The 12,291-nt window shown below is 62.5% G+C and carries 9 protein-coding genes; 1 reads left to right on the top strand and 8 read right to left on the bottom strand.

Annotated elements, in window-relative coordinates; all coding sequences use genetic code 11:
* Positions 1 to 10 precede the first annotated feature (10 nt).
* The 5 genes from QMB55_RS13585 to QMB55_RS13565 all read right to left on the bottom strand — a co-directional run bounded on the left by QMB55_RS13585 (position 11) and on the right by QMB55_RS13565 (position 6,732).
* Positions 11 to 2,191 carry a putative bifunctional diguanylate cyclase/phosphodiesterase gene (locus tag QMB55_RS13585; RefSeq protein WP_497589257.1) on the bottom strand — a complete coding sequence of 727 codons (2,181 nt, stop codon included), beginning with the start codon at positions 2,189 to 2,191 and terminating at the stop codon, positions 11 to 13.
* Entirely contained in the window at positions 2,184 to 3,176 is a 993-nt protein-coding gene (locus tag QMB55_RS13580) for an EAL and HDOD domain-containing protein (RefSeq protein ID WP_497589256.1), read from the bottom strand. Before QMB55_RS13580 ends, QMB55_RS13585 begins: the two co-directional genes overlap by 8 nt.
* 211 nt (positions 3,177 to 3,387) lie before the next feature.
* A complete protein-coding gene (locus tag QMB55_RS13575; RefSeq protein ID WP_497589255.1) occupies positions 3,388 to 4,251 on the bottom strand; it encodes a GGDEF domain-containing protein in 864 nt (287 codons plus the stop codon).
* A 79-nt stretch (positions 4,252 to 4,330) separates the two neighbouring features.
* Positions 4,331 to 5,602, bottom strand: a complete 1,272-nt coding sequence (locus tag QMB55_RS13570) for an O-acetylhomoserine aminocarboxypropyltransferase/cysteine synthase family protein (RefSeq protein WP_497589254.1) — start codon at positions 5,600 to 5,602, stop codon at positions 4,331 to 4,333.
* 152 nt (positions 5,603 to 5,754) lie between these two features.
* On the bottom strand, positions 5,755 to 6,732 hold the full coding sequence (locus tag QMB55_RS13565) for a LysR family transcriptional regulator (RefSeq protein WP_497589253.1): 978 nt from the start codon (positions 6,730 to 6,732) through the stop codon (positions 5,755 to 5,757).
* A gap of 481 nt (positions 6,733 to 7,213) precedes the next feature.
* Here QMB55_RS13565 and QMB55_RS13560 point away from each other — a divergent pair, with 481 nt between their 5' ends.
* The gene (locus QMB55_RS13560; protein WP_497589252.1) at positions 7,214 to 8,470 is read left to right on the top strand and encodes a YjbE family putative metal transport protein; all 1,257 of its coding nucleotides are present in this window, start codon (positions 7,214 to 7,216) and stop codon (positions 8,468 to 8,470) included.
* A gap of 106 nt (positions 8,471 to 8,576) precedes the next feature.
* Here QMB55_RS13560 and lysS read toward each other — a convergent pair whose 3' ends face one another.
* The 3 genes from lysS to QMB55_RS13545 all read right to left on the bottom strand — a co-directional run bounded on the left by lysS (position 8,577) and on the right by QMB55_RS13545 (position 12,192).
* A complete protein-coding gene (lysS, locus tag QMB55_RS13555) occupies positions 8,577 to 10,088 on the bottom strand; it encodes a lysine--tRNA ligase (RefSeq protein WP_497589251.1) in 1,512 nt (503 codons plus the stop codon).
* Positions 10,089 to 10,134: 46 nt separating this feature from the next.
* A protein-coding gene (prfB, locus tag QMB55_RS13550) for a peptide chain release factor 2 (protein WP_497589250.1) occupies positions 10,135 to 11,239 on the bottom strand; the annotation gives its coding sequence in 2 pieces (ribosomal slippage) (positions 10,135 to 11,157 and positions 11,159 to 11,239; 1,104 coding nt in all).
* Positions 11,240 to 11,295: 56 nt separating this feature from the next.
* Entirely contained in the window at positions 11,296 to 12,192 is an 897-nt protein-coding gene (locus tag QMB55_RS13545; RefSeq protein WP_497589249.1) for a recombination-associated protein RdgC, read from the bottom strand.
* Positions 12,193 to 12,291: the final 99 nt, after the last annotated feature.

The following is a 12,291-nucleotide window of genomic DNA, read 5'->3' as shown; positions in this document are numbered from 1 at the left end:
GGCGCAAGGCTCAGGCGTCGAGCTGCAGGCGTCGGTCCTCGGTGAGCAGGCGGAGGAATTCGGCGGTCGCCAACGGGGGACTGTAGAGGTAGCCCTGCAATTGGTCGCAGCCGAGCTGGCGCAGGTAATTCATCTGTTCGCGCGTCTCGACGCCCTCGGCGACGATCTCCTGACGCAGTTGCTTGCCCATGGTGACGATGGCCTGGGCGATGGCACAGTCGTTCTCGTCCTGCGGCACGCCGATGACGAAGGAACGGTCGATCTTGAGCGTACTGATCGGGAACTTCTTGAGGTAGGCGAGGCTGGAATAGCCGGTCCCGAAGTCGTCGAGCGCCAGGCCGAACCCCTGCGCGGCGAGACGGTTCATGATTTCGATCACTTTTTCCGGGTCCTGCATGAGCATGTTCTCGGTGATCTCGAGGCGCAGCAGCTCGACCGGAACGGCGTGGCGGGCGATCAATCCGGCCAGGCGTTCGGGAAGCTGCGGGTCGAACTGGCGCGGCGAAAGGTTGACGGCGATGGGGACGAGCTTGATGCCCTGGTCGAGCCAGTCGCGAATCTGCCGGCAGGCTTCTTCGAGAATCCAGTGGCCGACGTCCAGGATCAGACCGGTTTCCTCGGCCAGAGCGATGAACTTGCTCGGCGGGACCATGCCGCGCGTCGGGTGCGACCAACGCACCAGCGCTTCGGCGCCGACCATGCGGCCGCTGCGCAAGCTGGCCTTGGGCTGGAAGTGGAGGACGAGCTGTCGCTGGCCGAGCGCCTGGCGCAGCTCGCCTTCGAGTTGCCATTGCTCCTTGGCGCGCCGGTTCATTTCCGGGCTGTAGAAGAGGTAGCCCGAGTCGCGGTTCTTCTGCGCCCGCTTCATCGCTACGTCGGCGTTGCGATGCAGGGTGGTGACGTCGTGCCCGTCTTCCGGGTAGACGGAGATGCCGACCGCGGCATCGATGTGCAGGGCGTGCGAATCGATCACGAAGGGTGAGGTGAGCGAGGCCAGGAGTTTTTCGGCAACCAGGCCGCCGTGCTCGCGTTTCTGGATGTGCACCAGGGCGACGACGAATTCGTCGCCACCGATGCGCGCCAGGATGTCCTCTTCGCGCAGTGTGGTGCGAAGACGCTGTCCGACCTGGCGCAGCAACTCGTCGCCCACCTCGTGTCCGAGGGTGTCGTTGACCGAGGCGAAGCGGTTGAGGTCGATGACCAGCAGGGCGCCGTATTCCTGTTCGCGTCGTGCGCTCGACAGCGCTTGGGCGAACAGTTGCCCGAACAGCGAACGGTTGGGCAGGCCGGTCAGGCTGTCGTAGTTGACCAGGTGCTTCATGCGTTCTTCGGTGGCGCGCAGCACGCTGATGTCGGAGAAAATGACGAAGGCGTGGCTGACGGCATTGGCGTTGTCGCGCACCGTGCCGATCGAGACCGATTGGGGAAACAGTTCGCCGTTCTTGCGCTTGCCGACAATCTCGCCGTGCCAGGCACAGCCTGCATGGATGGCTTGGTGGAGCAGTTCGTGCAGGTTGTTGCCGTGCATGCCCGAGAGCAGCAGCGCGCAAGACTGGCCGACGACTTCGCCGGACGTGAAACCGGTGATGCGCGAGAAGGCGGCGTTGACCGAGACGATCTGTTCATGCCGGTCGATAATCAGGATGCCTTCGTCGCTGTCGTCGATGATGCTCGAATGCAGGCGACGCCGTTCTTCGGGCGAGAGATTGTCGGCAACCTGCGAAAATCGGGCGTACAGGCCGATAGACTCGCCCTGGTCGTTGTACTGGTGGGTAAGGGCCAGCTTGGCGCGGAACACTTCCCCCGATTTCTTGCGCCGCTTGACCTCGATCAACGGGCTGCCGTGGTCGAGGAAAAGTTCATGGATCCCGGCATCGCCGTCTTCGTCGGCATAAAGGAAAAGGATGTGCTGGCCGATCGCTTCTTCGGGACTGTAGCCGAACAGGCGCTGGGCGCCGCGGTTCCAGGCCGTGACGTAGCCTGCGCTGTCCATTCCGATGACCGGCGCTTGTAAGCCGTCCGGACCGTGGTCGTCGGTCGCGTCAGAGTCCGGCTCCGGCGTCGTCGCGAGGGCGTGGGCGATGTTCAGTTGCTGGCGCAATTCGAGGAGCAGGCGCAACTGTTCCTCGCCTTGCGCTTCCTGCGCACGCTTGCAGAGCGTGAGGCAGTGCTGGCGGGTGAACTCATCCATGCCGTTTTTCCTGCGCGTCATGAACCACGCACGCCATCCAGGCGTGCGCTTCGAGTTGCGCCTGAGTGTAGGTCATGAGGTCGAGCCCGAGGGCATCCAGCTGCTGGCGCAAGGCCTCGGCCTTGTGTTGTTCGCCGAACTCGACGGCGTTGAGCATTCCGCCCAGGGCGCGCTCGCGGCGCAGGACGGCGCCGACCGTGGCCGGCGGCAGGCTCAGGCGTGCCAGCAGCGTCTCGAGCGGTTCGCCGAAGAGGGTGCCAAGCAGGGAAAACAGGCCGACCATGAAGGCCTGCTCCTGCACCGAGCGTTCGAGTCCGCTGGCCTGGGCAAGCAGTTCGACCGTTCGCGCGCGGACCGAGGCGAAGGCGAGCAGCATCGGCGCGCGTGGGTCGTCCCGGTTGGCCGCGAACAGCATGAGGTTGATCCAGCGCTTGAGTTGCTGGCGGCCGAGGATGAGGATGGCCTGGGCGAAGCTGGAGATGGGTCGCCCGACGCCAACACCGAGTGAATTGACGAGCCGAAGCAGGTGGTAGGCCAGAACCGGGTCCTGCCGGAAGACGGCTTCGATGTCGCAGGTGTCGGCGTCGCTGGTGACCAGGTGCAAGAGGCGCAGAGCCAGTGCGCGCGACGGCGGGTGTTGCCCCTTTGACACGGGCTGCGGAGCGAGGAACCAGCGTCCGCCGATCCATTCGGTGTTCTCGCGCAGCGGGGGCGGGCATGGCGCGTCGGCGAAGACGAGTTGCCTGGCACCGGGCGGTTCGCGGCAACCGGCGGCGAGCAAGGTCGCCTGCTGTTCGGGGGCAGGTGCGTCTTCCACGGGCAGGAAGCACGGCCAGCGGTGCGCCATTTCGGCGAGCGCCGATGTGAGCGGGGCTTCTTCGAGAAGCGCGTTTGGCATTCCTGGCGACGGGCGCAGCAGCAGCGCGGCCGGATTGAGTTGGCGATCCGCCAGGAGTTCGATAAAGAGCGGTGCATGGAGGGGCATCGCGTATCCTCGTGCGGCGATTGACGTCGAACGGTTGTGTTGATTTTGCGACGGGGCTGCCGGCCGCCTGTCGGCGGCGAGACTCTATGCAATATAGGAGAGGGCGGCGAATCTTGCCAACCCGGCTCAATCCGGGGGTAAGGCAAGCCTTGCCTTTGGCATGAAATCGATGCTGTCTTGAGTCTGCGCGAAGATCGGGTGGCGCGTCGGCTCAGAGCAGTTCGCGGTCGACGCTAAAACCGCGCAACGACGTCGTCCGGGCTTGCGCAAGCTGCAGGCGGCAGCGTTCGAACAGGGCGGCCGCCGTTTCTCCGGCGTATTCGACGATGCCGCCGCAAAGCGTCATGTGCTGGTCGAGATCGCTGAACGACTGGCTTTCGACGATCGCGCGCAGGCGCTCGAGTCCGGCGTGCGCCTCGCCGAGGCCGACGTTGGGCAGAACGACGTGAAATTCGCCCTCTCGATGATGAGTGACGATGTCGATTTCGCGCAGGGTGGCGACGAGGAGGCGGCCGACTCGGGCGAGGAGCGGAATGCCGCCGCTGACGCCAGTGCGCAGGGCGAGGCGTTCGAAGTCGTCGATTTCGATGGCGGCGACGGAGAAGGTCGTGCCGTAGCGGCGGTGGCGCTGGATTTCGTTTTCGAGGCGGGTGGCGAAATGCAGGTGCGGGCAGGCACAGGTGAGCGGATCGACCGCCAGCAGGGGGTCGAGGTCGCCTTCGTCGCTTTCGCGCAGGGCGACGATCAGTTGCCCTGCGAAACGGACGACGTGGCAAAGCATGAGCCGGCGACGCGCATTTTCATCGGAGAAACAGAGTTGCAGGGGCTGCGTCTCGTCGGCCGCGGTTTCCCAGGTGCGAACGTCGGTGTAATCGACGGCCTGATTGTCCTGCGGTCGCGAAAACGAGCCGTGGGTGCAGAGTTTGGCTGCGCGGCGATTGCATTCCGGTTGCGGGACATCCGGGGAGAAGACGAAAAGAGCGATGCCGATGCGATCGAGCAAGGCGCCGTAAGCGTCGAAGTCGAAACGGTCAGCCTTGAAATCGCCGTTGCCGTTGGATTTTGTACCGTGCATGCCAGCCTCTCGAGAACGGGTGTTGCGGAAGCTGAATCAAGGACCGGCACCTGCCGAGATGCGCCGGTCCTCCTTCTTTCTATACGGCGGAAAGCGCCTGGTCGAGATCGGCGATGAGGTCGTCGATGTGTTCGATACCGATCGACAGACGGATCATGTCTTCGGAGACGCCAGCTTTGGCCAGTTCCGCCGGGGAGAGTTGGCGGTGCGTGGTCGAGGCGGGGTGGCAGGCGAGCGACTTCGCGTCGCCGATGTTGACCAGGCGGGTGAACAACTGGAGCGCGTCCTGGAAGCGGCCGCCGGCTTCGAGTCCGCCCTTGACGCCGAAGGTGAGGATGCCCGAGGCCTTGCCACCCATGTATTTCTGCACCAGGGCGTGATCGGGGTGCTCGGGCAGACCAGCGTAATTGACCCAGGAAACCTTGGCGTGCGCCTGCAGGTGGCGGGCGATGGCCAGAGTGTTCTCGCAGATGCGATCCATGCGCAGGGCCAGCGTTTCCAGCCCTTGCAGGAAGAGAAAGACGTTGAACGGCGAGATTGCCGCGCCCATGTTGCGCAGCGGCACGACACGCGCCCGGCCGATGTACGCCGCCGAGCCGAGAGCCTCGGTGTAGACGACGCCGTGGTAGGACACGTCGGGTTCATTGAGGCGCTTGAAGCGGGTCTTGTGCTCAGCCCAAGGGAATTTTCCGCTGTCGACGATGATGCCGCCGATCGAGTTGCCGTGGCCGCCGATGTACTTGGTCAGGGCATGCACGACGATGTCGGCACCGTGTTCGAAGGGGCGACAGAGGTAGGGCGAGGGGACGGTGTTGTCGACGATCAGCGGTACCCCGTGCTGGTGTGCGATCTCGGCCAGCTTTTCGAAGTCGGTGACGTTGCCGAGCGGGTTGCCGACCGATTCGCAGAAGACGGCCTTGGTCTTCTCGTCGATCAGGGCGGCGAAACTGGCCGGGTCGCGGTAATCGGCAAAGCGCACGTTGATGCCGTATTGCGGCAGGGTGTGGGCAAACAGGTTGTAGGTGCCGCCGTAGAGCGTCGAGGCCGAGACGATGTTGTCGCCGGCCTCGGCGATGGTGAGGATGGCGTTGGTGATTGCGGCCATGCCGGAGGCCAGCGCCAGCGCGCCGACGCCGCCCTCGATCGCCGCGATGCGCTTCTCGAGCACATCTTGGGTCGGGTTCATGATCCGGGTGTAGATGTTGCCCGCGACCTTGAGGTCGAAGAGGTCGGCGCCGTGCTGGGTGTTGTCGAAGGAGTACGAGGTCGTCTGGTAAATCGGTACGGCGACGGCCTTGGTGGTTGCTTCCGGGCTGTAGCCGGCGTGCAGGGCGAGGGTTTCGAGTTTCATGCGGAGTCTCCCGGGGCGGGGTGCGTGCCAACAAAAATGCGATGGTAACACCTGGCCGGCAACCCGCAAGAACCCTCGGTCATATGCCAATTAAAAAAGAAAACGCCCCGCGCGAGCGGGGCGTTGCGGACGCGGATTGTGCGGTTGCGCGGTCAGGCGGCCAGACGCTCCGCGATCGAGCCCGTCTGGCGCTGGTTCTGCAGGTCGATCAGGGTATTGGCTTCAGCGCGCACGAAATCCATGAAGGTTCGCGCGACGGCGGAAATCTGCTTACCCACCGGGTAGACGATGTGCCAGCTGAGTTCAAGCGGGAAGCCCTGGACGTCAAGGATGCTCAGTTCGGACTCGTCGGCCTCGTGTCCGAGCGTGCGGCGTGACAGCAAGGCGACGCCCAGTCCGGCCATGATCGCTTCCTTGATCGATTCATTGGCGGACAACTCCATGCGAATCTTGGGAGCGAGGCCGGCGCGGGCGAAGAGGTCGTTAATCACCATGCGCGATCCCGAACCCTGTTCGCGCATCAGGAAGGGCTCTTCGGCGATGCGGGCGAACGGGATGTTCTTTTCCTTGGCCAGCGGATGGTCGGCGTGGGCGAAGAACACCATGGGGTTGGGCAGGATGGGCTGACGGACGAGGTTTTGATCCGTGGGCGGGTGGGCAAAGATGTAGAGGTCGTCGAGATTGGCCGCCAGGCGGTCAAGCATGCCGCGCCGGTTGCAGACTTCGAGCGAGACTTCGATGCCCTTGTGGCGCTGCACGAAGGCCGCGAGCAGGTGAGGCGCGAAATACTTGCCAGTGGTTCCGACGCACAGGCGCAGGCGACCGGTGTTCAGTCCGCGCAGATCCTCGAGGCTGTTTTCCATGTCCTCGACCGTGCGGAAAATCGTCAGGCAGGCTTCGTAGAGAAGGTGGCCGGCTTCTGTGCGGTGAATGCGTTTGCCGATCTGTTCGAAAAGCGGGAGGCCGATGGTTTCGCTGAGCTTGCGAATTTGAGTCGAAACGGTCGGTTGCGCCATGTGCAGTTCTTCGGCGGCGCGGGTGAAACTTCCGAGGCGGGCGCAGGCCTCAAAGACGGCGAGTTGCGGGAGTGAGCCGTGCTTGAGGTAGCGCTGGACGCGGTTCAAAGGCATACCAAGTTTCTCCAAAAGAGTCCGTCTGCTCCGCCCGGAAAATCCTGGCGGATCTGGCTTCCGTTACGCGCCGCGTACGGCGCGCATCCCCGGGTAGCAGGCCTTAAACGTTAGGCCGAATACTGGGGCAAAGGTCTTGCCAGCACATTTGTGTGCCAACGCGTCCGGAGCGATGCTCGTCATGACGACCGCGTTGCAACAGACTGCTCTGTCGAGGCTACTCCCCTTTGGAGGGCTGCCGGTCGTAACCGGCAAAGCGTCCGCTGAAGAGGATTGCACACTTTTGGTGGCGATCATTTAAACGAACACGTCAATCATATCAGGAAAAGTTCCATTCGAAAACATAATGGATTGGTCGAGGATTTGTCGTTTACGCTGGGTGCAACGATAAAAATCATGCCGAGATTCAATTTTCGTTTGTCGGGATGATTGTTCATACTCGAATGGGATTTGTACTATTGGTGGATTGCATATGGATTTTTTGAGTACAGATTTCCTGTCTGCTCTGTTTGCGATCATCGTGATCGACCTGATGCTTGCCGGGGATAACGCCATTGTGATTGCCTTGGCCGCACGCAACGTGCCCAAGCATCTGCAACGGCGGGCGATTCTCTGGGGGATGGCCGGGGCAATCGCGGTGCGTATCGCGATGACCCTGATCGTCGTCTGGCTGCTTAAAGTGCCCGGACTGCTTGGCGTGGGCGGAGCCTTGCTCATTTGGATTGCCTATAAACTTTTGCTGCCCGAGGAGCCCGGGCACGGTCATGCTCAGGTCGATGCCGCGAGCAGTTTCTGGGGGGCGATGCGGACCATCGTCGTCGCCGACGCCATCATGGGGCTCGACAATGTCCTCGCAGTCGCCGGTGCGGCGCACGGAAGCGCTTTGTTGGTGGTGATCGGACTGTTGATCAGCGTTCCGATCGTCATCTGGGGGAGCGGGCTGATCCTGCGTTACGTCGAGCGTTACCCCGCCATCATTTATTTTGGTGCGGCAGTGCTGGCCTGGACCGCAGCCAAAATGATCGTCAGCGAGCCCCTGATTTCGGCAGCGGTCCACCGCCACGCGCTGATCGTGCCGCTGATCTATGGGGTGATCGTCGTTGGCGTCCTGCTGGCCGGCTTCTGGAAGAATCATCTGCATCTTGAGGCGAGAATCAGCGCCCGTCTCGCCGAGTTCTCGAGCCTGTGCCGGACGAAGGGCGGGGTGGCAGATAAGGAGCGGCAAGCCGTGCTGGTGCCGGTCGACGGTTCGCCCAGTTCGCTCCAGGCCGTGCGCCGAATCGTGCGCGACTATCCGAACGAAGGGCCGCTCGATCTTCATCTGCTGACTGTCAGGCCGATCATGTCGCAGTACATGACGCGTTTCGTCAGTCCGCAGGCGCTTGAAAGCTGGCATCGGGAGCAGGCCAGGAAAGCCTTGCGCGCAAGCCGTTCCTTGCTGACGCAGCACGGCATTGCCTTTGTCGAGCATGTCGAGCACGGGCCGAGCGCCGAGGTGATCGTTGCGACGGCGAAACGACTCAAGTGCGACCTGATCGTAATGGGGACGGCGCGGAAGAATTCACTGACCCGCATGCTCGAGTCTTCGGTGACCAACGAAGTGCTTGAACAGACGTCAGTTCCGGTCGAGGTCGTCGTCGGCCGTACCTTGCCCCGTCTCGAGCAACTGGGCTTGTCGGCCGGTGCGCTCGCCCTGCTGGCCGTTGTGGCGACGATCGTCTACGACCTGTTTGTCTAGCGCCAGCCTGTCCTCTCGCCGACACTACGGATGAAAAAAACCGCGCCGTCTGGACGGCGCGGTTTTTCTTTGGCGCTTCGTTATCTTGGCGCCGCAGGCTGCAAACTTACTCCGGACGCATCTGCGGGAAGAGAATGACGTCGCGGATGTTGGCCGAATCGGTGAGCAACATGACCAAGCGGTCGATGCCGATGCCGCAACCGCCGGTCGGCGGCAGGCCATATTCGAGAGCGCGGATGAAGTCGGCATCGTAGTACATCGCCTCTTCGTCACCAGCATCCTTGGCCTTGGCCTGGGCCATGAAGCGTTCGGCCTGGACTTCCGGGTCGTTGAGCTCGGAGAAGCCGTTGGCGATCTCACGGCCGACGATGAACAGTTCAAAGCGCTCGGTGATTTCCGGGTCGTGGTTGCTGCTGCGGGCGAGCGGGCTGATTTCTGCCGGATAGTCGACGATGAAGGTCGGGTCCCACAGATCGGCTTCGGCGGTTTCCTCGAACATCAGGAGCTGCAAGGTGCCGAGGCCCATGCCGGGCTTGAGTTCGACGTGCATCGACTTGAGCTTCTGGCGCAGCCAGTCGGCGTCGTTCAGTTGCTCGCGGGTGTACTTCGGGTGGTACTTGATGATCGCTTCGACCATCGTCAGACGGTCGAAGGGTTTGGAGAGGTCGAGCGCGCGGCCCTGGTACTCGAAGACCTCGGTGCCCAGCGCTTCGCGCGCCGCCTGGCGCAGCAAGCCTTCGGTGAAGTCCATCAGCTTGTGGTATTCCGAGTAGGCCTCGTAGAACTCCATCATCGTGAACTCGGGGTTGTGGCGCGGGCTCATCCCCTCGTTGCGGAAGTTGCGGTTCATCTCGAAGACCTTCTCGAAGCCGCCGACGACCAGCTTCTTGAGGTAGAGCTCGGGCGCGATGCGCAGGTAGAGCTCCATGTCGAGCGCGTTGTGATGCGTCTTGAACGGACGCGCCGAAGCGCCACCGGGGATCGGGTGCATCATCGGCGTTTCGACTTCCAGGAAGCCGTGGCTGCACATGTAGTTGCGGATCGACTGGATCATCCGGCTGCGCGCCATGAAAGTGAAGCGCGACTGCTCGTTCATGATCAGGTCGAGGTGGCGCATCCGGTATTTCTGTTCCTGGTCGGTCAGGCCGTGGAATTTTTCCGGCAGCGGGCGCAGCGACTTGGAGAGCAGTCGGATCTCATTGGCCTGAACGGTCAGTTCGCCCGTCTTGGTGCGGAAGATCGGGCCGACGACACCGACGATGTCGCCGATGTCCCAGCGCTTGAAGGCGGTATAGACGTCCTCACCGACCTTGTCCTTGGCGACGTAAACCTGGATACGGCCCGACATGTCGGAGATGGTGATGAAGGACGCTTTGCCCATCACGCGCTTGAGCATAACGCGGCCGGCGACCTTGACCTCAACCGGCGCAGCTTCGAGTTCCTCGCCGGTTTTTTCGGCGTAGGCCTCGGTGATCTTGGCGGCGTAGTTTTCGCGCGAGAAGTCGTTCGGGTAAGCGGTCCCGCTGGCGCGCCATTCGGCGAGCTTGGCGCGACGCTCGGCGATGATGTGGTTTTCGTCCTGTTCGACGGCCGGGGTGGGGGTAGTGTTTTCGGACATGGGTGTCTCGTTCGGTAAGGTGACAGGCGATCGTTTGGTTTTGGGGTCAGACGCCCTGTTTCAGGCTCGCTTCGATGAACTGGTCGAGATCGCCGTCGAGCACGCTCTGCGTGTTGCCGATTTCGACGTTGGTGCGCAAATCCTTGATGCGCGACTGGTCGAGTACGTAGGAACGAATCTGGTGGCCCCAGCCGATGTCGGTCTTGGCGTCCTCGAGTTTCTGTTGTTCGGCCTGACGTTTGCGCATCTCGGCTTCGTACAGCCGCGATTTGAGCATGGCCATGGCCTCGGCTCGGTTACGGTGCTGCGAGCGATCGTTCTGGCACTGCACGACGATGCCCGACGGGATGTGCGTGAGGCGCACCGCCGAGTCGGTCTTGTTGATGTGCTGACCACCGGCACCCGAGGCGCGGTAGGTGTCGACGCGCAGGTCGGCAGGGTTGACCTCGATCTCGAAGGAATCGTCGATTTCGGGATAGACGAAGATCGAGCAGAAGCTGGTGTGGCGGCGGGCGTTGGAGTCGAAGGGCGACTTGCGCACCAGACGGTGGATGCCGGTTTCGGAGCGCAGCATGCCGAAGCAATATTCGCCGGTGAGCTTGATCGTCGCGGTCTTGATGCCGGCGACGTCGCCTTCCGACTCTTCCAGCACTTCGACGCCGTAGCCCTTGCGCTCGCCGTATTTGACATACATGCGCAGCAGCATCGACGCCCAGTCCTGGGCTTCGGTGCCGCCGGCGCCGGCCTGGATGTCGATGAAGCAGTTGAGCGGGTCGGCCGGATTATTGAACATGCGGCGGAATTCGAGCCCCGAGACTTCCTTCTCGATGCCGTCGAGGTCGGCATTCACGGCATGCAGCGTATCGTCGTCGTTCTCTTCGCGTGCCATGGCGAACAGCTCGTCGGCATCCTTGAGCCCGTCAGCGACGCGGTCGAGCGTCAGAACGACGTTCTCCAGGGATTTCTTTTCCTTGGCGAGTTCTTGCGCGCGTTCGGCGTTGTCCCAGACGGACGGGTCTTCGAGTTCGCGCGAGACGGCTTTCAGCTGATCAGATTTCTGATCGTAGTCAAAGATACCTCCGAAGCTCGGCCCCGCGCTGGGCGAGGTCGGCAAGGCGGTTGGCGATGGCGTTGAGCTGTTCTGCTTCCATGTGTTTTCCGGCCTGAAGAGTCAAACAATCAATTATATATGCTTCCGGGGCGAGTCTTAAGCCGCCGCTTCGCCACCGAGAGCGAGCATGAGGTCGGCCACCAATTCGGCGAGTTCACCGGTCATCAGCGTGAAGTCGAGGTCGAAGCGTTCGGCCTCGTTCTCCGATTGTCCATCCGATTGTTCCTTGAGGATGTCGAGGAAAACGAGGCGCTTGATTTGCAGCTTGTCATTGAGCACGAAGGAAATCTTGTCGCGCCAGGTCAGCGCCAGGCGCGTGACCACCTTACCTTGGGCGATATGCTGACGAACCTCGTCGCCTTCCAGGGTGTGCTTGGCGTAACGCACCACGGCATTGTCAGGTGAGCGCAGCTCGAGATCCTGATCGATGGTAAATCCATGCGGTGCCTCTCCGGCCGCGACCCAGGCGGTCATCGCCGAGAGCGCGGAGACCTGCGTCGCCGGCAGACGGGCGCCGAAGCCATCGATGCTTTTGTGCAGATGCTCAAGAAGCTCGTCGGCCTTGGCGGGCGCGGCGGCATCGACGGCCAGCCAGCCGTTAACCGGGTCGATCCAGGCGAAGGTGCTGCGGCGCTGCACGAAGGCGCGCGGCATCAGTTCAACCTGCAGGGCCTCGCGCAGGTCGCGCATTTCCTTGCGTCCGACGCGCCGGCCTTCGGCTTCCTCGATTTGCTTGGCGCGGTCGTTGGCGAACTGTTTGACGACCGAAGCGGGAAGCAGGCGTTTTTCGACGCCAAGGGCCAGCAGCCATTGCCGATTGACGCTGTGCAGCAGGGCGCCAGTTTCGGTCGGTGCGACCCAGCCCAGGCTTTGCGGGTCACAGGCGCTGCATGGCGAGAGAACGAATCCGGTCAAGGCCGATTCAAAAGCGGCGCTGTCAGCGAGTGGTTTGTCCTTGGCCAGACGGTACAGTTGCAGATTCTTGAACCACATGCGCGTTCTTCCGAAAAAAGGCGAAATTATATCGGGCGCGGGCGGCGTACGCTTGGCCGAATTGGCCTTTTTGAGCCCATCCGTGGTTTCGTGGGCGCT

It is taken from the genome of Propionivibrio sp. (assembly GCF_041441355.1).
Taxonomy (GTDB): domain Bacteria; phylum Pseudomonadota; class Gammaproteobacteria; order Burkholderiales; family Rhodocyclaceae; genus Propionivibrio.
The sequence above is the reverse complement of the archived record's forward strand: the minus strand, read 5'-3'. Positions and strand labels throughout refer to the sequence as shown.